At 70.9% G+C, this 23,542-nt stretch carries 22 protein-coding genes; 15 read left to right on the top strand and 7 right to left on the bottom strand.

Annotation, left to right across the window (positions count from 1 at the left end; genetic code table 11):
* The coding region (locus IE136_RS33335; protein ID WP_189602359.1) for an aromatase/cyclase at positions 1–554 on the bottom strand (554 nt) is incomplete at its 3' end.
* A gap of 190 nt (positions 555–744) precedes the next feature.
* The gene (locus IE136_RS33340) at positions 745–1,437 is read right to left on the bottom strand and encodes an antibiotic biosynthesis monooxygenase family protein (protein WP_158988087.1); all 693 of its coding nucleotides are present in this window, start codon (positions 1,435–1,437) and stop codon (positions 745–747) included.
* 233 nt (positions 1,438–1,670) lie between these two features.
* On the opposite strand from IE136_RS33340, the gene IE136_RS33345 reads away from it, so the two are divergent.
* From IE136_RS33345 to IE136_RS33355, 3 genes are read left to right on the top strand one after another with little or no spacing between them, the layout of a single operon-like run.
* Positions 1,671–2,153 carry a nuclear transport factor 2 family protein gene (locus IE136_RS33345; RefSeq protein ID WP_189602360.1) on the top strand — a complete coding sequence of 161 codons (483 nt, stop codon included), beginning with the start codon at positions 1,671–1,673 and terminating at the stop codon, positions 2,151–2,153.
* Positions 2,150–3,493, top strand: coding sequence for a cation:proton antiporter (locus IE136_RS33350; protein ID WP_158988085.1), 1,344 nt, complete (start codon positions 2,150–2,152; stop codon positions 3,491–3,493). The genes IE136_RS33345 and IE136_RS33350 overlap by 4 nt, the downstream gene beginning before the upstream one ends.
* Before the next feature lie 13 nt (positions 3,494–3,506).
* On the top strand, positions 3,507–4,031 hold the full coding sequence (locus IE136_RS33355) for a flavin reductase family protein (protein ID WP_229819435.1): 525 nt from the start codon (positions 3,507–3,509) through the stop codon (positions 4,029–4,031).
* Positions 4,032–4,051: 20 nt separating this feature from the next.
* On the opposite strand, the gene IE136_RS33360 is transcribed toward IE136_RS33355, so the two are convergent.
* Positions 4,052–4,453 (bottom strand): winged helix-turn-helix transcriptional regulator, encoded by a 402-nt coding sequence (locus tag IE136_RS33360; protein ID WP_158994378.1) that lies wholly within the window; start codon positions 4,451–4,453, stop codon positions 4,052–4,054.
* 235 nt (positions 4,454–4,688) lie between these two features.
* Between IE136_RS33360 and IE136_RS33365 the strand changes: the two genes are divergently transcribed.
* From IE136_RS33365 to IE136_RS33385, 5 genes are all read left to right on the top strand, one after another.
* Positions 4,689–6,176 (top strand): MFS transporter, encoded by a 1,488-nt coding sequence (locus IE136_RS33365; RefSeq protein ID WP_189602361.1) that lies wholly within the window; start codon positions 4,689–4,691, stop codon positions 6,174–6,176.
* Positions 6,177–6,191: 15 nt separating this feature from the next.
* Positions 6,192–6,584 (top strand): pyridoxamine 5'-phosphate oxidase family protein, encoded by a 393-nt coding sequence (locus tag IE136_RS33370; protein WP_158988083.1) that lies wholly within the window; start codon positions 6,192–6,194, stop codon positions 6,582–6,584.
* Between the two features lie 211 nt (positions 6,585–6,795).
* Positions 6,796–8,271 (top strand): FAD-dependent monooxygenase, encoded by a 1,476-nt coding sequence (locus IE136_RS33375; protein WP_158988082.1) that lies wholly within the window; start codon positions 6,796–6,798, stop codon positions 8,269–8,271.
* Positions 8,272–8,333: 62 nt separating this feature from the next.
* Positions 8,334–10,034: an NAD(P)/FAD-dependent oxidoreductase gene (locus tag IE136_RS33380; protein ID WP_158988081.1), complete on the top strand. Its 1,701-nt coding sequence runs from the start codon at positions 8,334–8,336 to the stop codon at positions 10,032–10,034.
* Between the two features lie 130 nt (positions 10,035–10,164).
* Positions 10,165–11,691, top strand: a complete 1,527-nt coding sequence (locus tag IE136_RS33385) for an FAD-binding oxidoreductase (RefSeq protein ID WP_189602362.1) — start codon at positions 10,165–10,167, stop codon at positions 11,689–11,691.
* A 91-nt stretch (positions 11,692–11,782) separates the two neighbouring features.
* On the opposite strand, the gene IE136_RS33390 is transcribed toward IE136_RS33385, so the two are convergent.
* Positions 11,783–12,397, bottom strand: a complete 615-nt coding sequence (locus tag IE136_RS33390) for a TIGR03086 family metal-binding protein (protein WP_158988079.1) — start codon at positions 12,395–12,397, stop codon at positions 11,783–11,785.
* A 59-nt stretch (positions 12,398–12,456) separates the two neighbouring features.
* Between IE136_RS33390 and IE136_RS33395 the strand changes: the two genes are divergently transcribed.
* From IE136_RS33395 to IE136_RS33405, 3 genes are all read left to right on the top strand, one after another.
* Positions 12,457–13,674, top strand: coding sequence for a helix-turn-helix transcriptional regulator (locus IE136_RS33395; RefSeq protein ID WP_189602363.1), 1,218 nt, complete (start codon positions 12,457–12,459; stop codon positions 13,672–13,674).
* Positions 13,671–14,516, top strand: a complete 846-nt coding sequence (locus IE136_RS33400; RefSeq protein ID WP_189602364.1) for an SDR family oxidoreductase — start codon at positions 13,671–13,673, stop codon at positions 14,514–14,516. Before IE136_RS33395 ends, IE136_RS33400 begins: the two co-directional genes overlap by 4 nt.
* Positions 14,517–14,671: 155 nt before the next feature.
* Positions 14,672–16,429, top strand: a complete 1,758-nt coding sequence (locus IE136_RS33405) for a class I adenylate-forming enzyme family protein (RefSeq protein ID WP_189602365.1) — start codon at positions 14,672–14,674, stop codon at positions 16,427–16,429.
* Here IE136_RS33405 and IE136_RS33410 read toward each other — a convergent pair.
* On the bottom strand, positions 16,416–17,687 hold the full coding sequence (locus IE136_RS33410) for a M6 family metalloprotease domain-containing protein (protein WP_189602366.1): 1,272 nt from the start codon (positions 17,685–17,687) through the stop codon (positions 16,416–16,418). The two genes, IE136_RS33405 and IE136_RS33410, sit on opposite strands and share 14 nt — an antisense overlap.
* A gap of 220 nt (positions 17,688–17,907) precedes the next feature.
* Between IE136_RS33410 and IE136_RS33415 the strand changes: the two genes are divergently transcribed.
* Positions 17,908–18,582 (top strand): TetR/AcrR family transcriptional regulator, encoded by a 675-nt coding sequence (locus IE136_RS33415; RefSeq protein WP_229819437.1) that lies wholly within the window; start codon positions 17,908–17,910, stop codon positions 18,580–18,582.
* A gap of 111 nt (positions 18,583–18,693) precedes the next feature.
* Positions 18,694–20,223 carry an MFS transporter gene (locus IE136_RS33420; RefSeq protein ID WP_158988074.1) on the top strand — a complete coding sequence of 510 codons (1,530 nt, stop codon included), beginning with the start codon at positions 18,694–18,696 and terminating at the stop codon, positions 20,221–20,223.
* 59 nt (positions 20,224–20,282) lie between these two features.
* Here IE136_RS33420 and IE136_RS33425 read toward each other — a convergent pair whose 3' ends face one another.
* Positions 20,283–20,786: a MarR family winged helix-turn-helix transcriptional regulator gene (locus IE136_RS33425; RefSeq protein WP_158988073.1), complete on the bottom strand. Its 504-nt coding sequence runs from the start codon at positions 20,784–20,786 to the stop codon at positions 20,283–20,285.
* Between the two features lie 109 nt (positions 20,787–20,895).
* Here IE136_RS33425 and IE136_RS33430 point away from each other — a divergent pair, with 109 nt between their 5' ends.
* Entirely contained in the window at positions 20,896–21,702 is an 807-nt protein-coding gene (locus tag IE136_RS33430) for a dioxygenase family protein (protein WP_189602367.1), read from the top strand.
* A gap of 55 nt (positions 21,703–21,757) precedes the next feature.
* Here the strand turns inward: IE136_RS33430 and IE136_RS33435 are convergent, their stop codons facing one another.
* Positions 21,758–22,351, bottom strand: a complete 594-nt coding sequence (locus IE136_RS33435) for a GNAT family N-acetyltransferase (RefSeq protein ID WP_158988071.1) — start codon at positions 22,349–22,351, stop codon at positions 21,758–21,760.
* Between the two features lie 148 nt (positions 22,352–22,499).
* Here IE136_RS33435 and IE136_RS33440 point away from each other — a divergent pair, with 148 nt between their 5' ends.
* Entirely contained in the window at positions 22,500–23,504 is a 1,005-nt protein-coding gene (locus IE136_RS33440) for a sigma-70 family RNA polymerase sigma factor (protein ID WP_158988070.1), read from the top strand.
* Positions 23,505–23,542: the final 38 nt, after the last annotated feature.

Below are 23,542 nucleotides of genomic sequence, written 5' to 3' on the forward strand. Positions count from 1 at the left end.
ATGAAGGCGTAGACGTCCTTGGCGGAGCCGTCGATGTGGACGGAGTCCTCGAAGGAGAACGTCACGTCCGCCGTCGCGTGCGCCAGCTCCACGTTCTCCTTCAACGCCGCCAACTGCGCGACGGCGTCGCGCGCGACGCCGTCGGCGATCCGGTCGAGCGTGGCCGGATCGTCGTCGGCCGCGCGGAACTCCTGCAGGAGCCGTACCCGGGAGGAGTTCTCGTCGAGCGGCTCGACGAGCCACGCGCCGCCCAGCGAGGCGAGCGGCGGATCGGCGGCCAACAGCTCGAAGTTCACCCGTAGCTCGGCGTCCTGGACGATGCGCCGCAGGCCCCAGGACCGCGGCACGCCGCCGTCGCCGCCCTCGGCCGGGCCGGCGGTGTCCCAGACGCGCAGCCGCTGCTCGCCCTCGGGGGCCTCCTCATGGGCGACGTGGACGGTCGCGGGGAACGTCCGTGGCCAGTTCTCCACCTCGGAGATCAGCCGGTGGACCGTGGCGGCGGGCGCCGCGACGGTGGTCTCGTGTGCGCTTCGGCGCACTCCCGCTGGATTCATGCGCGGACTCCTCGTCCTCGAAGGGTTTCGAAGGGTGCGGGAATCGCGGGCTACGGCCCGCTTCGCCCGCAAGGGAAAGGGGGCAGGGGCGTAAAGCCAGAAGTGCCGCCGCCGGGTGGGGGGTCCCGGCAGCGGCACTCCGGCGGTGAGCGGCCGCCCGGGGGACGGGACGGCCGCTTCGCTCAGGGGGTCACTCGCCCGCGGAGCGGGTGTGGACGACGCGGTAGGTGTTCTCGTCCTGCCAGGTCGACAGGGCTGCGACGCGGGCGTCGACCTTCTGGCGCTCCGGGCTGCGGTGCGCCTCGGGGGCGCCGCGGAAGGCGTCGTACGCCTCCTTGCTGTCCCACTGCGAGTAGGAGACGACGAACTTGCCCTCGATGCCGCGGGCGCGCAGGCCGCGCAGCACGGTGTGGGTGCGGTAGCCAGGGACGTCCACGAGCCACTCCTGGGAGGTGCCCAGCGCGTCGATCAGGTCCTCCTGGTCGGCCTCGGCGACACCGAAGAGCTCGATGGCCGTGTAGTCGTCACGGTCGGGGGAGATCTCCGTGCCGCCCAGCTCCGGCTTCGCCTGGGTGAAGGCGATCTCGTTCTGCAGCAGGCGGATCGAGGTGGTGATCTCGCCGAAGAGCGGCAGCGTGCGGTGCTTGAACTCCTCACCGGCGTAACGGACCTCGAGGTCCTCCGTGCTGCGCCACTGGATGAAGTTGGCGGTGCCCGGCTTGTCCTGACCGGCGTGGACGGTGCTGGAGATCCAGCCCTCGTACGCCGCGGAGTCGACGATCTCGCGCATGGCGGCGAGCAGCTTGACCTGCTTCTCGGGAGCGTCGGTCGAGAACAGGTTGAGAACAGTCAGGTGCTGACCGTCGGCTGCAATCTTCGGCATTCTCTTCTCTTCCATTCGAGGAAATGGTGCACGAGCGGCGACGGCCATAACCACCGGGCCGGCGTTCTCGTCGCAGCATGGCAAGAGGAAAGCGGGCGGAGAAAGCCCCCGACGTTCAGAATTGGGCGCGGTTCTGTCAAGTTTTTCCGACCCTTTTAAGATCTTCCACAACTTCGTCAGGTCTCTGAAAGACGGGCTTGGTCGCCCATTGGAATGCGCGCCATGCTCGGGTAATGCATCCAGGACAGGCAATAGGCGACGACGTACGTTCCCAGGACGAGGTGCGCACTCGGGACGACGTACGCACTCTGCTGGACCGATATCTCATCGGTCTCGACGACGAGCAACCGACCGACGCGTGGGCGGCGCGGCTGTTCACCCGCGACGCCGAGGTGGCGTTCCCGATGAGCGCCCACCGGGGCCTCGAAGGACTCGCCGCGTACCACCGTGACGCCCTGGCGGCCTTCGCTGCGACGCAGCACCTGGGCTCGCCGGCGGTCGTGGATCTCCTCGGCGAGGGCCGGGCCCGGCTGCGCGCCAACCTCGTGTCGACCCACGTCCACCACCCCGGCGCGGCCGCCGGGCCGTTGTTCACCGCCGGCACCCTGACGACGGGCGAGGCGGAGCTGACCGACGACGGCTGGCGGCTGTCCTCGTTGTCGTTCCGGGTCCTGTGGACCGACGGCGCTCCGCCGTCGGCGAAGGAGTCCCGGTGAACGTACTGGCGGCGGGGGGCCTCAAGGAGTCGACCCTCGCGATGCTGCTCCTCGACATCGGGGTGGTGCTCCTCGCCGGCGCCGCGCTCGGCCGGCTCGCCCAGCGGCTGCGCCAGCCCGCCGTGGTCGGCGAGATCGCCGCGGGGATCCTGCTCGGCCCGAGCATTCTCGGCCTGCTGCCGGGAAACCTGACCGAGCGTCTCTTCCCCGCCGAGGTCCGTCCGCTGCTGTCGGCGGTCGCCCAGGTCGGCCTGATCCTCTTCATGTTCGTGGTCGGCTGGGAGTTCGAGAAGCGGCTGATCCGCCCGCACGCCGGTCTCGCGGCCGGCGTCTCACTGTCGTCCATCGCCACGGCCTTCGGCCTGGGCGTGGCGCTCGCGCCGTTCCTCTACCCCGACCACGCCACGGTGGCGGGCAAGGAGATCTCCTTCATCGCCTTCGCCACCTTCCTCGGTACGGCGATGTCGGTGACCGCCTTCCCGGTGCTGGCCCGCATCCTCACCGAGAACCGGCTGCTGGAGACCCGGGTGGGCACGCTGTCCCTGGCCAGCGCCGCCATCGACGACCTGCTCGCCTGGTGCCTCCTGGCGTACGTGTCGGCCCTGGTCACCTCCGGCGGCGACTACACCGACCTGGCATGGATCGGCCTGCTCAGCGTCGGCTTCGTCGCGCTGATGTTCCTGGTCGTCAAGCCGCTGGTGGCGCGCCTGGTGTGGCGCTGGGCCGCCGCGGAGCGCTGGCCCGCGCTGGTGGCCGTGCTGTGCGCGGGCGCGCTCGGATCGGCCGTGCTCACCACCTGGATCGGGATCCACGCGATCTTCGGTGCCTTCCTGTTCGGCTTCGTGATGCCGCGCGAGCCCGCCCGGGTCCTCGCCGAGCACCTGCGCAAGCCGATGGACAACGTGAGCGTCGTCCTGCTGCCCGTCTTCTTCATCGTCACCGGCCTCGGCGTGAACCTGGGCGCGCTGAGCGGCAAGGACTACGTGGCGCTCGCCCTGATCGTCACGGTGGCCTGCGCCGGCAAACTGATCGGCGCCATCGTGCCGGCCAGGATCGCGGGCCTTTCGTGGCGGGAGTCGCGGGACCTCGGCCTGCTCATGAACACCCGCGGCCTGACCGAACTGATCATCCTCAACGCGGCCGTCAGCCTCGGCGTCCTGGACGAGCGGATGTTCACCATGCTGGTGATCATGGCGCTGGTCACGACGGCGATGGCGGGACCGCTGCTGTCCCGGCGCTCCGCGGCCGAGACGCCGAAGACGTCCCAGGCGTCGAAGACACCACCACAGACACCGCAGGTGTCGGAGTCGGCCGCGGACTTCATCACCCCACGCACCTGAGAGAGGGCCTGTCGTGATACCCGTTCAGTCAGCAACCAGCAGGAACCAGGCGCCGGTCGATGGTCGCGCGCTGCGTGACGTGTGCGGCAAGTTCGCCACCGGCGTCACGGTCATCACCTCCGGCACCGGGCAGGACGCGGCCGGGACCACGGTGAACTCCTTCACGTCGGTCTCGCTGGATCCGCCGCTGGTGCTCATCTGCCTGCACCGCAACTCCCGCCTGCTGCCGGTGGTCCACCGGTCCGGCGGCTTCGTGGTCAACGTCCTGACGCAGCAGCAACGCGGCCCCGCCTGGGCGTTCGCGGGCCGTGAGTCGGCCCGGATCGAGGACGTTCCGCACCACCGCTCCGAGGCCGGCCTGCCGGTGCTCAGCGAGGCGCTGGCCTTCCTGGACTGCCGGCTGATCGCGGAGTACGACGGCGGCGACCACGCCATCCTGCTCGGCGAGGTCGTCGAACTGGGCGCCCCGGCGGCCGACGAGGAGCCGCTCATCTTCTTCCAGGGCGCCATGCGCGAACTGGACCGCGACGCGGCCTGACCCCCGCGTCCCGCCGGGCTCTAACGGCCCGGCGTCACCTCTTCCGCGAGGTCGAACTCCTGCCGCGCCCGCTCGACGCGGGGCAGGTTGTCGGCCGACCAGTCCGCGAGGTGGGCGAAGAGCGGCGCCAGGCTGAGACCGAGTTCGCTGATCTCGTACTCGACCCTGGGGGGCACCTCGGGGTAGTACGTCCGCACCACGAGACCGTCCCGTTCCATCTGCCGCAGGCGCTGCGTCAGCACCTTCGGCGTGATCGTGCCGATGTTGCGGTGCAGCACCACGAAGCGCTGGCGGCCGAACGCGTGGAGCGTCCACAGGATCGGCGTCGTCCAGCGACTGAAGACGATGTCGAGCACCGGGGAGATGGGGCAGGCCTGCTGCGAGCCGCCCTGCGCGGCGTGGGCTGCCGCGTCGGCCGACATGGCGGTGCTGCTGTTCATGGGAACCCTCCAGGAAGCCACTTTCCTCTAGGTACCTACTTTACTGAGGATGCTAGCTTCCTGAAAGTCGCTACGGAGCGCGGCCGTTGACCGGCCGTCGCCCCCCTGTTTTCCCTGCTGCGCACGCCCCCGCACTCCGCAAGCCCCCGCACTCCGCAGCCCCGTGCTCCGTGATTCCCGCAGTCCCCATCCGTTCATCCGTGCTCCGAGGAGTGACATGTCTGTCCAAGAGTCCCTGCGCACCACCGCGACGGAGTCGGCCTCAGGGCCCGCCCGCCGCCCCGGTCTCCTCCTGGCCTTCCTCTGTCTGGCCGGCTTCATGACCTTCCTCGACGTGTCGATCGTCAACGTCGCACTGCCGACCATCGAGGACGAGCTCCACATCTCCCAGACGGCCCTGCAGTACGTCGTCACCACCTACGGCATGCTCCTCGGCGGCTTCCTGCTGCTGGCCGGCCGGCTCGCCGACACCCTCGGCCGCCGCCGGATGCTCCAGACCGGTCTCGTCCTCTTCGCCCTCTCCTCGCTCCTCGCGGGCCTCGCGCAGAGCTCCGAGATGCTCATCGGCGCCCGTGGCGCGCAGGGTCTGGCCGCCGCCTTCATCGCCACCGCCGCGCTCAGCCTGCTGACCAACAACTTCGAGGAGGGCCCGGCCCGCAACAAGGCGCTCGGCGCATGGGGCGCCCTCAGCGGTGTCGCCGCCGTCGCCGGCGTGACCCTCGGCGGTCTGCTCACCGACGGTCCCGGCTGGCGCTGGATCTTCTTCATCAACGTCCCGATCGGCCTCATCGGCGCCCTGATCGCCCCGATGATCGTCGGCGAGAGCCGCGCCGCCGAGCGCACCCGCAGCTTCGACGTCACCGGCGCCGTCGTCCTCACCGCCGGTCTCATCCTGCTGATCTTCACCCTCGGCCAGACCGTCGACGACTCGGACGTCCCGGTCGCCCGCATCTACGGCGGATTCGCCCTGGCGGCCGTCCTGCTGATCGCCTTCCTGTTCATCGAGCGCCGCGCCAAGTCCCCGCTGATGCCGCTCACCATCTTCCGCCGCCCGTCCCTGCGGGCAGCCAACATCATCGCGATCCTGCTCCTCGGCACCTGTGTCAGCCTCTTCTTCTTCGCCAGCCTCTTCATGCAGCAGGTCCTCGACTACTCCGCGATCACCACCGGTCTGGCGTACGTCCCTCTCGCCCTGACCACCGCGGTCGGTGCGGGCATCGCCTCCCAGGTCGTCACCAAGGTCGCCGCCAAGCCCGTCCTGATGGTCGGACTGGCCCTGGTCGCCACCGGCATGATGCTGCTGTGGCGCGCCCCGTCCGACGCCTCCTACCTCGTCGACCTGCTGCCCGCGTTCGTGATCTGCGGACTGGGCCTGGGCGCCTCCTTCGTCCCGCTGCAGGTCTCCGCCTTCGCCGGCTCCGAGGAGCACGAGTCGGGCCTGGCCGCCGGTCTCATCAACACCTCGCAGGAGATCGGCGGCGCCCTCGGTCTCGCCGTCGCCGCCACCTTCGCCTTCCGCCGGATCCCCGAGCTGGAGGCCCAGACCCGCGGCGTTCCCGAGCTGGTCAAGGAGGCCCGTACGACGGTCTTCCACGACGCCTTCCTCATCAGCGCCGGCTTCGCCGCGGTGGCCCTCGTGGTCACCCTCGTCCTGCTGCCCCTCACCAAGGCCAAGGACATGCCGGCCGGCACCCCCGCCCACTGAGAACGGAACACCCTCATGGCACCGTCACCGCGACTGTCCGCAGAGGTCGAGGCCTTCCTCGACGAGAACCACCTGTGCACCTTCACCACGCTGCGCCCCGACGGCAGCCCCCACACCGCGCCGGTGCGCTTCACCTGGGACGGGGACGCGGGCCTCGCCCGGGTGATGACGACGGTCGCGCGCCGCAAGGCGCGGAACGTGCTCGCCGCCCCGGGCAGCCGGGTGTCGGTCTGCCAGACGGCCGGCTGGCGGTGGGTCACGCTGGAGGGCACGGCCGAGGTCTCCACCGACCCCGACCGGGTCGCCGAGGGGATCCGCCGCTACACCAAGCGGTACTGGGCCCCGCCGCCGATGCCGCCCGGCCTGGCCGTCGTCGAGATCCGGGTCGACCGGATCCTCGGCGGCTGAACCGGGCGACGTACGAGAAGACCTACGAGAAGACGTACGAAGGAAAGGGTGCCGGAAGCGTCGCTTCCGGCACCCTTTCGCGTCCCCCCGCCCCACTCCCTGACACACGTGCCGGAGATCTGACGGAACTTGTCATAACCCTGTACCGGAGCCCATTCAGCTGCCCCCGCTCCGTCGGAATACTGAAGAAAACGCCAGCGGGAGAGGGAACATGGACAGCTTTAACGCCGATGTCATTGTCGCCGGAGCGGGCCCCGCGGGGCTCATGCTCGCCGGTGAGCTCCGCCTTTCCGGGCTCTCCGTCATCGTGCTCGACCGTCTCACGGAGCCCATGCAGCAGTCGCGCGCGCTCGGTTTCTCCGCCCGCACCATCGAGGAGTTCGGGCAGCGCGGACTCCTCGCGGAATTCGGCGATCTGGACACCATTCCGGGTGGCCACTTCGGCGGACTCCCGATCGACTACCGGATCATCGAGGGCGGCAACTTCGGTGTCCGCGGTGTTCCGCAGTCCCGCACCGAGGCCATCCTGCACAACTGGGCCGTGGGCCTCGGCGCCGAGATACGCCGCGGCCACGAGGTCGTCGGCCTGACCGACGGCGCGGACGGCGTCGAGGTCGAGGTCGTCGGCCCGGAGGGCACCGAACGCCTTCGCGCCGCCTACGTGGTGGGCTGTGACGGCGCCCGCAGCGCCGTCCGCCGCCTCGCGGGCATCGACTTCCCCGGCATCAACGCCACCATCGAGATGCAGATGGCCGACGTGACCGGCGTCCCGCTGCGCATCCGTCCCACCGGCGAGATCGGCGAGGCCGGCATGGTCGTCGTCCTCCCGCTCGGCCCGCACGCCACCCGCGTCGTCGTCTTCGAGCGCGGCGCCGGAGTCCGCCCCACGCAGGAGCCGCCCACCTTCGAGGAGGTCGCCGCGTCCTTCCAGCGGGTGACCGGCGAGGACATCAGCGGCGCAACCCCGCTGTGGACGAGCTACTTCACCGACGCCAGCCGGCAGGCCGCCGAGTACCGCAAGGGCCGGGTCTTCCTGGCCGGCGACGCGGCCCACATCCACCTGCCCATCGGTGCCCAGGGCATCAGCGCCGCCGTCGGCGACGTCGTCAACCTCGGCTGGAAGCTCGCGGCCGTCGTCAAGGGCCAGGCCCCGGACAGCCTCCTCGACACGTACCAGGCCGAGCGCCACCCGGTCGGCGCCCGCATCGTCGCCAACACCCTGGTCCAGCGCTCCCTCTACCTCGGCGGCCCCGAGATGCAGCCGCTGCGCGACATCTTCGCCGAGCTGGTCCAGATCGAGGAGGTCCGGCGCCACCTCGTCGGCCTCGTCACCGGCCTGGACATCACCTACGGCGCCGCCGCCGGCGACCACCCGCTGCTCGGCCGCCGCCTGCCCGACCAGGAGCTGATCGTCGGCGACGAGAAGTCCAGCACCTACGAGCTGCTGCACCGCGGGCGCCCGCTCCTGCTCGACCTGCACGACAGCGCGGAGCTGCGCGCCGCCGCCGCCGGCTGGTCGGACCGGGTCGACGTCGTCACGGCGACCCGCGCCGACGCCGACGCGCCCTCCGCGAGCCTCCTGGTCCGCCCCGACGGCTACGTGGCCTGGGCCACCGTCGACGGCTCCGCCGAAGGACTCGAGCAGGCCCTGACCGACTGGTTCGGCGAGCCCCGCCGCGCCGCCTGACCCCGTTGACCGGCCGGCGTCCACGCAAGCGCCGAGTGAATCCGAGAAAGAGGAGTGCGGTCTTGCCCACCAAGGCTGAGGCAGTGAACGAGGCCCCCGAGGCCGAAGAGTGGAACGAGTGCGACGTCCTGATCCTGGGATCGGGCCTCGCCGGCTCGATCACCGGCGCCATCCTGGCCCGCCAGGGGGCGAACGTCGCTCTGATCGACGCCGGCCAGCACCCCCGGTTCGCCGTGGGGGAGTCCCAGAACCCGCAGCTCGTGGAGTGGCTGCACATTCTCGCCGCACGCTACGACGTGCCCGAGATCAAGCACATGCTGGACGTCAAGGCCATCACCGAGCACATGGGGCCGCACCACGGCCGCAAGCAGAGCTTCGGCTTCGTCTCGCACAAGAAGAACCGCGAGCCGGATCCGCGCGAAGCGACCATGTTCGTGATCCCCAAGATGCTCACCGAGGCCGTCCACCTCTACCGCCAGGACACCGACTCGTACTACCTGAACGTGGCCGCGAAGTACGGCTGCACCATCCGGCAGAACTGGCGCGCCACCGACCTCGACTTCGACGACGACGGCGTCACGGTCACCGGCCAGAGCGGTGAGGTGTTCCGGGCGAAGTTCCTCATCGACGCGAGCGGCTTCCGCTCCCCGCTCGCCGAGAAGTTCGACCTCCGCGAGAACCCGCCGCGCCACAAGCACCACGCGCGCTCGCTCTTCACGCACTACGTCGGCGTCAAGCCGTACGACGACGTCTGCAACTACCCCGAGGCGCTGCGCCCGCCCGCCGAGTCGCCCTTCCACGGCGGCACGCTGCACCACCTCATCGAGCGCGGCTGGTTCTGGATCATCCCGTTCGACAACTACAAGGACTCCAAGAACCCGGTCTGCAGCGTCGGCCTCACCTTCGACGAGCGGCTGTACCCCAAGCCGAAGGACATGACCCCCGACGAGGAGTTCAACCACTACCTCGACATGTACCCGGCGGTGAAGCGCCAGTTCGAGGGCGCCAAGCGGGTCCGCGAGTGGGTGTCCACCGACCGGATCCAGTACTCCTCCAAGCAGACCGTCGGCGACCGCTGGTGCCTGATGTCGCACGCGGCCGGCTTCATCGACCCGCTGTACTCGCGCGGTCTGTCCAACACCTTCGAGGTCGTCGACGCCCTCGCCTGGCGGGTCCTGGACGCGCTGCGCGAGGACGACTTCAAGGCGGAGCGCTTCGCGTACGTCGAGAAGCTGGAGCAGGGCCTCCTGGAGTACAACGACAAGATCGTCAACAGCTCCTACATCGCCTTCTCCCACTTCCGTCTCTGGAACGCGGTCTTCCGGGTCTGGGCCTGCTTCACCACCCCGGCCACCATGCGGCAGATCATGGCGCGGCAGAACTTCGAACTGGACGGCGACGACCGCCACTTCAAGGAGATGGAGAACGCCCCCTACACCGGGCTGTGGTGGCCGGACAGCCATGCGTTCAAGCACCTCTTCGACGTCACCGCCGAGACCTGCGAGCGGTACGAGGCCGGGGAGATCGACGGCGACAAGGCGGCCGACATCGTCTTCGACGCGATCCGCGACTGCGAGTCCGTCAATACGCCCTTCGGCTGGAAGGACCCCGAGGACCACCGGTTCTTCCGGGCGACCACGCCCACGATGGTCAAGTTCATGTGGTGGGCGAGCACCTCGGGTCCCAAGGAGATGCGCGACCTCGGGCGCTCCATGCTCAAGGGCGTCGTCAGGCAGGGCCTGCGCGGCCGCAAGGTCTCCTGACCTCCTTCCGTACCCGTACCTCGTACCCGGCGCCGGAGCCACCGGCCCCCCGCCCGTCCCTCCGGGCGGCGGACCAGGTGGCCCCGGCGCCGCCCTCCGCCCATCCACCGCATCGACCATGGGACGCCCCGTGATCACACGTAGAACCCTTCTCGGCGCCGGTACGGCCGCCGCCGGTCTCGCCGTTCTGCCCGCCACCCCCGTCGTGGCGAGCACCGACGGCGGCCGGATCCCCTGGAGCCAGCTGGACACCAACATGCATGGACGGCTCGTCCTGCCGTCCGACCCCTCCTACGGCGTCGCCAAGCAGCTCGAACTGGCCCAGTTCGACAGGGCCAACCCCAAGGCGGTCGCGTACTGCGTCAACGCCCGCGACGTCTCCGTCGCCCTCCGGTTCGCCCAGGACAACTGTCTGCCTGCCGCCGTCCGCAGCGGCGGCCACAGCTTCGGCGGCTATTCGACCACTCCCGGCCTGATCATCGACGTCTCCGGCCTGAACGGCATCACCGTCGGCAGCGGCGCGGTGAACATAGGTCCCGGCGCCAAGAACGTGGACATCCTGAACGCCCTGTCCCCGCACGGTCTCGTGGTCAGCGAGGGCGGCTGCCCGACCGTGGCGGCCGGCGGCTTCCTGCAGGGCGGCGGCTACGGCTTCCTCACCCGGCCCATGGGCATGGCCTGCGACGCCGTGACGTCGGCCGAGGTCGTCCTCGCCGACGGCAGGATCGTCGTCGCCTCCCCGACCCGTTACAGCGACCTGTTCTGGGCGATCCGCGGCGGCGGTGGCGGCAACTTCGGCGTCGTCACCCGCTTCACGGTGACCCCGCACGTCGGCGACCAGATGGCGATCGCCAACCTGATCTTCCCGTACGACCGTGCCGCCGACGTCCTCGACGCCGCGACCCGCTGGCTGGTGGACGCGCCGCGCACCATCGGCGGCGGCGGTTACGTCGTCCAGCCGGACGCCGCCGCGGGCTCGGTCCCGAACGTCAACATCATGCTGGCCTCCCGGGGCACACCGGCCGAACTCGCCTCCGAGACGTCCCGGTTGCTCTCCATGACCGGCGCTCCGGCGGCCCGCCAGGACGCCGTACTGACGTACCAGCAGCTGATGATGATGATCTTCGGTTGCGGCACGCTCAGCGCCGACCAGTGCCAGCGCTCGGAGAAGACCCCCACCGGCGTGCTGACCCGCCCCGAATTCGGCCTTGAGCGCACCCGCCTCGGCACCACGCCGTACAGCCGCGGCGGCTGGGCGGACGTGATGTCGGCCTTCGACGCGGACCGCGCGGCCGGCCAGGCCCGCTACCTCGACCTGCACTTCTTCGGCGGCGCGGCCAACGACCCGGCCCGCACCGACACCGCGTACGTGCACCGGGATTCGCTGTTCTCGGTGAACTACCGGGCCCTGATCAACGATCCGACGCGGAACACCGCCGAAGCCCGGGCCGTCGCCACCCGCTGGATCGACAACGGATTCGCGGTCATCGACCCGCTGTCGAACGGCGAGACGTACCAGAACTGGATGGACCCGGCTCTGACGGACTGGAAGCAGTCGTACTACGGCGAGAACTACTCCCGGCTGGCCACGGTCAAGGCCAAGTACGACCCCTGTCGCTTCTTCTCCTTCGCCCAGGGCATCGGATCCGCCGGCTGACCGGACCGGACCGCGGCACTGCCGCACGCCCGCGCGAGCGGGACGGAAAAGGGCCGCCGTCGCACGACGGCGGCCCCGGGCCCCGGAGCCGTCAGGGACGGCGGCCGTACCAGCCCACGAGCTTGTCGATGTCAGGAGCATCCTCGTGAACCTCCACCACCGGACCGAACGGCACCTGGCCGCCACGGGGCTCGGCGGGCACGGCGCGGCGCATGTTCGCCAGCGGCGCCGCCAGCATCTCCGGGTCCCAGAGGGGGCTCTGACCGGTGGCCTTCGCGAGGTCCCAGATGTGCAGCACGAACTCGTTGGTGTAGATGACGGAGGCGACCGCGCCGGGGACCGGACCCCACGGCAGGGCGATCTGCCGGCCCAGAACCGAGGGGTCGGACCAGACGGTGTGGAATTCCTTGGCGGACGCCTTCCAGGCCTCGGCCCAGTCGCCGTCGGCGACGTCCTCGGCGAAGTGCGGAACGCTCATGAAGGAGCCGCCTGCACCCAGCACGGCGACCCGGCGCAGCACCGACACGAGGTGGTTGGCCAGGTCACGGACCGTGTAGTCGGGACACGGCGTGACCGCGTCGTACTGGTCGGGGCGGAGGGCGGCGAGCACCTCCGCGGCCAGGTCCACGGCCTTGAACAGGCCGTCGCGAGGGTCGGCGGAGGGACGGGCGGAGGGGGCGCCGGAGGCGTGCGCGGTCTCAGTCATGACTCCATCGTCCCGGCGAAACAGGCCACCTCATGGCCTATTAGAAAGAGCAAGGCGAAATGAAGGCCGACCGCCTGATGGCGACACTGCTCTTCCTCCAGTCGCGGGGGCGCGTGACGGTGCGGGAGGTTGCCGCGGAGCTCGAGGTCTCCGAGCGCACCGCCCGCCGCGACCTGGAGTCGCTGACCGTCGCCGGTGTGCCCGTGTACTCGCAGCGCGGGCGGGGTGGCGGCTGGAGCCTGGTGGGAGGTGCCCGTACCGATCTGACGGGCTTCACCCAGCGCGAGATCGGGGCGCTGTTCCTGGCCGCGGGACCGCTCTCCGCCTCGCCGGAACTGCGCACGGCGTTACGCAAGTTGGTGCAGGCGGTCCCCGCTCCGATGCGGCGGCACGCCGAGGCGGCGGCGAAGGCGCTCGTCGTCGACGGCCTCGACTGGTCCCGCGCCGCGGTGCGGGCCGGCGGCGGGCCGCACCACCACGCCCTGGAACAGGCGGTCCTGGACCGGGTACGGATCACCCTCGGATACGCGGACGCCGAACCGGCCCCCGCCGCTGCCTCCGTTCCGGCCCGCGCCCCTGCCTCCGCGCCGGAGTCGCCCCCGGCTCCCGGACCGGAGCCGTCCCCGGACGCCTCGACGGTCCGTGAGTGGACCGTGGATCCCCTGGGCCTGGTCTGGAAGGCCGGGTGCTGGTACCTGGTGGCCGCCACGGAGGAGGGGCTTCGGTCCTTCCGCCACACCCGGGTCATCTCCGTCGTCGACACCGGCGAACCCGCGCGCCGGCCGGAGGGCTTCGATCTGGCGGCGGCCTGGCAGTCGCTGGCCGCCGACGTCGAACGGCGGCTGCGCACCACCACGGTCCGCGCGGTGGCCGACCCGTCCGCCCTGCCCGTCCTGCACGAGCTGCTCGGCGAGCGGCTGCGCACGGGTCGCGAACTCTCCGACGGGCGACGGCACTTCGAGGCCGATGGCCCTTCGCTCGACCTGCTCGCCGCCCAGTTGGCCGGCTTCGGCGCCCGTGTCGAGGTGCTCGGCCCACCCGAGGCGCGTGCCCGTATGGCGCGCCTCGGCCATGAACTCACCGCTGCTCACGCGGGGAGCGGTCGCCCGGAGGCTCATGTGCCCCCGAGCGAAAGCCACTTTCCTCTAGGTACCTACTATCCCGAGGATGCTAGCGTCGTTCACGGCACGGCGAGGAAGCCCGCCCGGCCATCGCGGCGACACCCCCGGCAGCGGCTGTCACCCACCAATTCCCTTGATGAAGGAGCCGTTTCATGATTGTTGTCACCGGAGCCACCGGCAACGTCGGCCGTCCGCTCGTCGCCGCCCTCTCCGCGGCGGGCGCCCAGGTCACGGCCGTCTCGCGGCGGCCGCTCCCCGTCGACCTGCCCGAGGGCGCCCGCCATGTGCAGGCCGACCTGAGCCGGGCCGAGAGCCTGCGGGAGGCGCTCGAAGGTGCGAAGGCACTGTTCATCCTGCTCGGCCCGGAGCTGCTCGGCCCCGGGGAGAGCCCCCACACGCTGCTCGGTCTCGCCAAGGAGGCCGGCGTACGCAAGGTCGTCCTGCTCTCCTCGCAGGCCTCCGGCACCCGCCCGGAGGCGGTCTCGCACGACCGGCTCCGGGAGTTCGAGGCGGCCGTCCGCGCCTCGGGCCTGGAGTGGACGATCCTGCGCCCGGGCGGCTTCGCCTCCAACGCCTTCGCCTGGGCAGAGTCGGTCCGTACCGAGCGCACCGTGATGGCCCCCTTCGCCGACGTGGCGCTCCCCGTGGTCGACCCGGCGGACATCGCAGCCGTCGCCGCGGTGGCGCTGCGCGAGGAGGGCCACGCCGGCCAGACCTACGTCCTGACCGGCCCGGTCGCCATCAGCCCGCGCGAGCAGGCCGCGGCACTCGCCGAGGCTCTCGGCGAGGAGGTCTCCTTCGTCGAGCTGACCCGCGAGTCGGCCTTCGCCCACATGTCGCGGTTCATGGAGGAGGCCGTCGTGAACGGCACGCTCGACATCCTCGGCCTGCCGCTCCCGTCCGAGCAGCAGGTCAGCCCGGACGTGGAGAAGGTCCTCGGCCGCCCGGCCGCGCCCTTCTCCGCCTGGGTCGAGCGCAGCCTGCCGGCCTTCAAGTAGGTCCGGAGCGGTGGCCGCCCCCGGGAGGGGGCGGCCACCGGCCCTTGTCCCTCCGTCCGCTTCCACGGTCCGCACCCGCGCGGGCGCGGGTTGACGCTCCCCGAGGGCGGACATAGCGTCGGCCGCCGGTACCGAGCGAGTGCGGGGAAGAAGAGATGACGGCGGCCGTGCCACACACCGATCCGGACGGAGCCACGGGGACGGCGGCGATGGTGGCCGCACGCCTCGCGGCCCCCGGCGCGCCCTTCGCCGTCGAGGACGGCGTGTACGTCGAGGGTCCCCGCACCCTGCGCGAGTTCGTCGAGGCGACCTGGGCGTACGGCGAGCGGCCGTTCCTGGTGTCCGGGGACGGTGACGGGGGCGAGGCCCGGGTGGTGACCTACCGGGAGTTCTTCGACGCCGCCTGCGGACTGGCCCGGCGCTTCGTCGACGACCACGGGCTGCGCCCCGGGGACCGGGCCGTCGTCGCCATGCGGAACCACCCCGAGTGGCAGATCGCCTTCTGGGCCGCCCAGCTCGCCGGCCTCGTCGCCGTCCCGCTCAACGCCTGGTGGACCGAGGAGGAGTTCTCCCACGCCCTCGACGACTGCACGCCCGGGATCCTCCTCGTCGACGGGGAGCGGGTCGGGCGGGTCGAGCGCTGGGCGCGCGAGCACCGGGTGCCGGGCATCGTCTTCCACCCCGAGCGGAAGGCCGAGCCCGGCCCCGCGAGTTCTTCGGGGCCCGCGCACGCGGCGCGGCTCCCGGACGGATTCCGGGTGTACGTGCCCGACACCGATCCGTACCTCGGTCCGCCGCCCGTCGACGTCCTGCCCGAGCACGACGCCACCATCATCTACACCTCAGGCACCACCGGACGCCCCAAGGGCGCCGTCGCCACCCACCTCGCGCAGGCAGGGGCGGCGATGAACCCGCGGTACTACGCCGCCGCCTCCGCCCTCGGCCGCGGCACCGTCCCCGGCCAGGGCCCCACGCCCGTGTCGCTGACGACGTTCCCGTTCTTCCACGTCGCCGCGTTCACCTCCTTCTACTCCGTCATGGCCGCCGGCGGCTCCCTCGTCCTGATGCGGAAGTGGGACGCGGCCACGGCCCTGGAGCTGATCCGGCGCCACGGCGTCACCCACTACGCCGGCGTCCCCACGACCGCCCTCGGACTGCTCGACCTCGCCGAGCGCGTCGGCGACCCCCTCGCGAGCCTCGTCATGTTCAACACCGGCGGCGCCGCCGCCCCGCCCGAGATCGTCGCCCGCCTCACCGCCGCGTACGGCGAACGCGTCGAACCGCGCAACGGGTACGGCCTGACCGAGACCTGCGGCGGTGTGCTGGCCAACTTCGGTGCCGAGTACCGCGCGCACCCGAGGAGCGTGGGGCGGCCGACGCCCGCGACCGAGGTGCGGATCGACCGGCCCGACGCCGACGGGATCGGCGAGCTCTGGCTCCGCGGCCAGTCCCTGGTCCGCGGCTACTGGGGGGACGAGGCCGCCACCCGGGAGGCGTTCACCGAGGACGGCTGGTTCCGCACCGGCGACCTCGCCCGGGTCGTCGACGGCCGCGTGACCGTCGTCGACCGGCTCAAGGACATGGTGATCCGGGGCGGCGAGAACGTGTACTGCGTCGAGGTCGAGGCCGTTCTCCATGACCACCCCGACGTGCTGGACGTGGCTGTCCTCGGCGTGCCGCATCCCGCCCTCGGGGAGGAGGTCGCGGCGGTGCTGCGGCTGCGGGAGGGGGCGGCCGTCACCGTCGAGGAGCTGCGGGCGCACGTCGGGGCGCGCCTCGCCGCCTTCAAGGTGCCCGCCCACGTCCACGTACGGCAGGAGCCGCTGCCCCGGAACGCTACGGGCAAGATCCTCAAGCGGGAGCTCAGGGAGCGGATCGGGAAGCGGGCGGGGGAGCGGATCAGCTGCGGGTGACGCGGACGCGGTAGGCGCCCGCGTCGTCCTCGTCCACGACCGTGATCCGGATGCCGTTCATCCGGTCCGTGAAGGTCTCGCCCGGCCGGTACGGAGCGTCCGACAGCTCCGCGTGGACGTTGGGCCTGCGGGTGCAGCCGCCGCTGTCCTGGTCGCTGTCCGACACCGTGACGGGGCCGTGCCCGGTGTCCACGTCCGACTCGACCCGGTAGATCAGGACGCCGGGCTCGCAGACGGCCTCGTCGTTGCCGTCCCGGGTGCGGACCTCGACGGCGTACCCCGACCGCTCCGACAGCGGTACGAAGGCGAGCTTCCGGCCCCCCTTGGTGGCCAGCGGGGTCAGCGTGTATTCACTGGTGCCGGTCCTCGACGCGCAGCCGATCTGGCTGTCGTCGAGCCAGCCGAGCTTCCACTTGTGCCAGCCGAGGAAGTCGTTGTTGGCCCCCCAGTCCTCGGACATGATGTCCCAGTGGCCGACCGTTCCGCCGCCTTCGACGGTATAGAGGTCGGGCAGCCCGAAGACGTGCCCGTTCTCGTGCGGCAGGACTCGGTAGCCGGTCTCGGCGTAGGTGCCCGAGCCGTCGTCCTGGCGGCTGTAGACGAAGGACGTGTTGGAGAGCGGGACGCCGTCCGCGTAGGGCGCCTCCGCGTTGCCGGAGAAGGTGACGGACAGGACGGTGTCCAGGGCCGAGGGTCCGGCGTTCGGGGTGACCAGGATGTTGACCAGGTCGTAGGCGCTGAAGTCCACCTTCGCGTCGGCGGCCTTCACGATGTCCTCGACGAGCCCGCGGTAGCCCGGTTCGTACGGTGAGCCGCGCTCTATCCCGTACGAGGAGAACGCCTGCGGCATCCGCAGCCAGTCGGATATCGGGGCCTCGGGAGTGTAGTGGAGGCGCCCGTACGAGCTGGTGCGGAACCAGTCGGCCGTCTTCGGGAAGAACTCGGACAGGCGCCCGAGGGCCGTGCCGTCCCCGGGCGCGTCCGGGAAGTCGATCATCAGGTTGAGAGCCTTGATCCGGCCGGTGGAGCGGACATACCCCGGGGCGGTCGGCAGCCCCTCCGACATCTGCACACCCATCGTCGTCGCGATCCTGCACGGGGAGAGCGGCGCCTCACCCGGGGCGGAGGCCACCGGTCCCGCCGAGGCGGGGGCGGATCCGCGCAGGTTCGAACTGGCGGAGGCCAGGGCGGCGAGCGCGAGGGCCGCCACCGCTCCGAGGGCGAGGGGGCTGCGAATCCGCCGGCGGGTCTGCTGCATGCGGTCGCCTCCCTGATCGCTCTGTCCGATCAGCCTGTGTCGACCGCTCCGGGGGCGCGCGCCGGATTGGACCGATCGTGGGTATCCGGCCGACGGGCAGGGCTGTGACTCAGGTCACAGTCGCAGTGGGAAATAACCGGGGAGACGGTCCCCGTTTACGCCTGTGTTCCAGGAAGTGGGGACTCGCTCCCCGGATGACTCGAAGTGAAGGAGAGGTGGCGTGAGCATCACCGCCGACACCGCGGCCGGCACCGCGCCCACCCGCCGCGCACCCCGCCCGCGCGCCGACGCCCTGCGCAACCGCGAGCGGATCGTGACGGCGGCCCGCGAGATGTTCGTCGAGTTCGGCCCCCAGGTGCCGCTCGACGAGATCGCGCGCCGCGCCGGAGTGGGCAACGCCACGCTCTACCGCAACTTCCCCGAGCGCGCCGACCTCGTCCAGGAGGTCGTCCTCTCCGTCATGGCCCGCACCACCGACCGGGCCGCGGAGGCGGCGGCGGAGGAGAGCGACACCTTCGAGGCGCTGCGCCGCTTCACCCATGCCGCCGCCGACGAGCGGATCGGCGCCCTGTGTCCGATGCTCGACGGCGCCTTCGACCGCGACCACCCCGAACTGTGCGCCGCGCGCGAGGGCCTGGAGGGGGCCGTGCAGGGCCTCGTCGACCGCGCGCAGCGGGCGGGCCGGCTCCGTACGGACGTCGGCGTCGGCGACCTGATGGTGGCCGTCTCGCAGCTGACCCGCCCCCTGCCGGGCACCGCCTGCGTGAACATGGACCGCTTCGTCCACCGCCATCTGCAGCTGTTCCTGGACGGCCTGGAGGCGCCCGCGCGTTCCGTGCTGCCGGGCTCGGCCGCCACCCTGGAGGACTTGCGGAGGGACTCCCGCATCGAGTGACCGTCCCTGGACCGCCCGCCGAGCCCGCCCTGATCTCGCACTGACTCTTCCGTAATTCCGTTACCCCGTACGTCCGTTCTTTCCCTTACGCACCAAGAGGTGGCTACCCCCATGCCCGAAACGGATCCCAGGCGCTGGAAAGCGCTGGTCTTCATAGCCCTCGCCCAGCTGATGGTCGTGCTGGACGCGACGATCGTGAACATCGCGCTGCCCTCCGCCCAGCAGGATCTCGGGATCTCGGACGGCAACCGGCAGTGGGTCATCACGGCCTACGCGCTGGCCTTCGGCGGACTCCTGCTCTTCGGCGGCCGTATCGCCGACCTGTGGGGCCGTAAGCGCACCTTCGTGGTGGGTCTCATCGGCTTCGCCGCCGCCTCCGCACTGGGCGGCGCCGCGACCGGCGAGGCGATGATGCTCGGCGCCCGCGCGCTCCAGGGCGCCTTCGGCGCGCTGCTCGCCCCGGCCGCGCTGTCGCTGCTCGCGGTGATGTTCACCGACGCGAAGGAGCGCGCCAAGGCATTCGGCATCTACGGCGCGATCGCCGGTGGTGGCGGCGCCGTCGGCCTCATCCTCGGCGGCTTCCTCACCGAGTACCTGAACTGGCGCTGGACCTTCTTCGTCAACATCCCGTTCGCGATCATCGCCGCCGCCGGCGCGTACTTCGTGATCCGTGAGCCGGCCGGCGGCCGCAACCGCTCCCCGCTCGACATCCCGGGCGTGGTCCTCTCCACCCTCGGTCTGGTCACGCTCGTCTACGGCTTCACCCGCGCCGAGTCCGAGGGCTGGTCCGACGCGACGACGATCGCCCTCTTCGTCGGCTCGGCCGTGCTGCTCGCCGCCTTCGTCCTCACCGAGTCGAAGGTCAAGTCCCCGCTGCTGCCGCTGCGCGTCCTGACCGAGCGCAACCGCGGCGGTGTGTACCTCTCACTGGGGCTCGCCGTCATCGCGATGTTCGGCCTGTTCCTCTTCCTCACCTACTACCTGCAGATCGTGAAGGGGTACTCCCCGGTCAAGACCGGCTTCGCGTTCCTGCCGATGATCGTGGGCATGATCACCGGCTCGACCCAGATCGGTACGCGGCTGATGACGCGGGTCCCGCCCCGCTGGCTCATGGGCCCGGGCTTCCTGACCGCCGGTGCGGGCATGCTGCTGCTCACCCAGCTGGAGATCGGCACCTCGTACGCCGGACTCATCCTCCCCGCCCAGCTGCTGCTCGGCCTCGGCATGGGCACGGCGTTCATGCCGGCCATGTCGCTCGCGACGCACGGCGTCGACCCGCGGGACGCCGGTGTGGCCTCCGCGATGGTCAACACCTCGCAGCAGGTCGGCGGCGCCATCGGTACGGCGCTGCTGAACACGATCGCCGCCTCTGCCACCACCGCGTACCTCACCGACAACGCGGCCGGGGCGACCACCCCCGCCGCCCAGAAGCTGCTCCAGCTCCAGGGCATGGTCGAGGGCTACGCGGCGGCCATCTGGTGGGCGGTCGGCATCCTGGTCGTCTCGGCCCTGATCGCCGTCACCTTCATCAACACGGGGAAGCCGGGCGGCGGGCAGGTCGCCGGCTCGGGCTCGGGCGACGGCTCAGGTGAGGACGCGGGCGTCGAGGACGCGGTGAAGATCCCCGTCATCGCGCACTGACCGTTCCCGGCCGGCGGTGATCCTCCCGCCGGCTCCGTGCTCCGATCTGCCCTGGCTCCTCAGCGGAGCCAGGGCAGATCCGCGTTCGGGTCCGAGGGCTGGAGCCCCTCGGCCATCACCTTCATGATGTCGCCGAGCTGCGCCACCTGCTCGGGCGTCAGCCGGTCGAACATCGCCTGCCGTACGGCGGCGACATGCCCGGGCGCCGTCCGCTCCAGGACCGCGTACCCCTCGTCCGTGAGGTACGCGAACTGCCCGCGCTTGTCGGAGGGGCAGTCCTCGCGCAGCACCCAGCCGTTCTTCTCCAGGCGCGCGACCGCGTGCGAGAGCCGGGAGCGGGTGATCTTCGCCCCCTTGGCCAGCTCGGTCATCCGCAGCCGCCGCCGGGGCGCCTGGGAGAGCTGGACGAGCAGACCGTAGTAGATGTGCGGCATCCCGGCGTCGCGCTGCAACTGGCGGTCGAGGTGGTCCTCGAGGAGGGTGGTGGCATGGAGGTACGCGCGCCAGACGCGCTGTTCCTCGTCGCTGAGCCAGCGGGGTCCGTCAATGGGTGCCATGGTCATGTATCTATCCTACGACTCATCCTTGAAAGTTGAACTACATCGGGTCTAAGCTCGTCATGTCAGATGAGCTTGAACTTTCAACGATGTTGTACGTCTGGAGGCGGTCGTCATGGACGCCACGCTCGCACGGATGCCCGCTCTCTATCTCTCCCACGGCGCTCCGCCGCTCGCCGACGACCCGCTGTGGCCCGCCCAGCTCGCCGCCTGGTCCGCCGACCTGCCCCGGCCGAAGGCGATCCTGATCGTCTCCGCCCACTGGGAGGAGGCTCCGCTCGCCCTCGGCGCGACCGAGACCATACCGCTCGTGTACGACTTCTGGGGCTTCCCCGAGCATTACTACCGTGTGCGGTACGACGCCCCCGGGGCGCCCGAACTCGCCGCGTCCGTGCGCAAGCTGCTGCAGGCGCCCGGCACGCCGGTGCAGGACATCCCCGACCGGGGCCTCGACCACGGTGCCTATGTGCCGCTGGTGGAGATGTTCCCGGACGCCGACATCCCCGTTCTCCAGATCTCCATGCCCACCCTGGACCCGCGGCGGCTGATGGACATCGGCCGCAGGCTCGCGCCGCTTCGGGACGAGGGCGTCCTGATCGTCGGCAGCGGCTTCTTCACCCACAACCTGGCCGCGCTGCGGCACGTCGGGGAAGGGGTTCCCGGCTGGTCGGCGGAGTTCGACGACTGGGGCCGCCACGCACTGGAGGCGCGGGACGTGGACGCGCTCCTCGACTTCGCGCACAAGTCCCCCGCGGGCCGGCTCGCCCACCCGCGCACGGAGCACTTCGCCCCGCTGTTCGTCACGCTGGGCGCGGCGGAGGCGGCGGGGGACCTGGACGACGGGCGCAGCGTGATCGACGGGTTCTGGATGGGGCTGGCCAAGCGGTCGGTCCAGTTCGGCCAGGGCGTGTTTCGAAAGTAGCGTCGTCCGCCCGCAGGGCGGCGCCCCCGGCCAGGCGGGACTTTCGAAACACGATTCAGGCCCCTCGACCCGCCTCGTGCGTCCGCGCGGCGGACTGCCCGAGGCCGGTGGGCGCGAGGCGCTTCTCGTACCAGGCCACGTCCCAGTACCGGCCGAACTTCCGGCCCACCTCCCGGTACGTACCGATGTGGCGGAAGCCGAACCGGGCGTGGAGGCGGGCCGAGGGTTCGTTGGGCAGTGCGATGCCCGCGTAGGCGCGGTGGACGTCCTCGCCGGCGAGTGCCCCGAAGAGCGCTTCGTAGAGCAGCGTCCCGACGCCCCGGCCCGCGGCGTCGGGGGAGAGGTAGACGCTCACCTCCACCGAGGTGGAGTACGCGGGCTTCGGGCGGAAGGCGCTGCTCGTCGCGTAACCGAGAACGCGGCCATCGGTTTGTTTCCGGTCGTTCCGGACATCATGAGCAACCAGGAGGCGGTGCGGGCCGTCTTCAGGGTGGGAGCGGAGCCAAGGAAGCCGCTGCTCCGGTGTGAAGGGTTCCGTGTCGAAGGTGATCGCGGTCTCTCGGACGTAGTGGTTGTACAGCTCCGTGAGCGACGCCAGGTCGCCCTCCGTGCCCGGCCTGACCTGCACCTCTGTGTGTCCGGACAGCATATGAACCCCCTCGAAGGCGCCACAGGGTACTGCATGATCGCGAAAATCGATGCGTCGTGTGGGAATTCTGTCCTGATTCCAGTCGTTGTTTCCGTCGGATGCAGGGCACCCGCAAGGGTGTCGCGACCTACTCAGCAAGGGAGCACGCATGGCAACCCGTGCCGTCGCCCGTCGTTCGTCCGCCACCAGCGGTAGCAGCAGCACGCGGGCCAGCAGCGTTCGCGCCGTGGGCGGGGAGATCGCCGACCGCGACCTGGTCGGCATGTACCTCGACGAGATCGCGCGCACCCCCCTGCTCGACGCCGCCAAGGAGGTCGAGCTCTCCCAGGACATCGAGGCGGGTGTGTACGCCCGGCAGATCCTCGACGGCGAGGTGGCCAGCGAGGCGGGCGGAGCGTCCCGCGAGGAGCTCGAAGCGCTGGTCGCCGCGGGCGAGCGTGCCAAGGACCTCTTCATCAAGTCCAATCTGCGACTGGTCGTCGCGGTGGCCCGCCGCTACCCGCGCAGCGGACTTCCGCTGCTCGACCTGATCCAGGAGGGGAACGCGGGCCTGGTGCGCGCGGTCGAGAAGTTCGACTACGCCAAGGGCTTCAAGTTCTCCACGTACGCCACGTGGTGGATCCGTCAGGCCATCACGCGTTCCATAGCCGACCAGTCCCGCACCATCCGGCTCCCCGTCCACCTGGTGGAGGAGCTCGGACGGATCCGCCGCGTCCAGCGCGAGTTCAACCGCGAGAAGGGCCGTGAGCCGGAGCCGGCCGAGATCGCGGCCGAGCTGGGTTCGACCCCGGAGCGGGTCGTGGACGTCATGGACTGGGCGCGCGACCCGGTCTCGCTCAACATGTCGGTGGACGACGAGGGCGAGACGCAGTTCGGCGACCTGCTGGAGGACACCTCGGCGGTCTCGCCCGAGCAGTCCGTCATGACGCTGCTGCGCAGTGAGGAGCTCGACGATCTGATCGACAAGCTCGACCACCGCACGGCCTCCATCATCCGGATGCGGTACGGCATCGAGGACGGCCGGGAGCGCACGCTGACGGAGGTCGGCAAGGAGCACGGCCTGACGCGCGAGCGGATCCGCCAGATCGAGAAGCACGCACTGCTGGAACTGAAGAAGATGGCCCGCGACACCGGCTTCGACGCGGTGGCCTGAGTCCGCGTCCTGAAGGCCGGGGCCCGAGGCCGGCTCTG

The organism is Streptomyces lateritius (assembly GCF_014649715.1).
Taxonomy (GTDB): domain Bacteria; phylum Actinomycetota; class Actinomycetes; order Streptomycetales; family Streptomycetaceae; genus Streptomyces; species Streptomyces lateritius.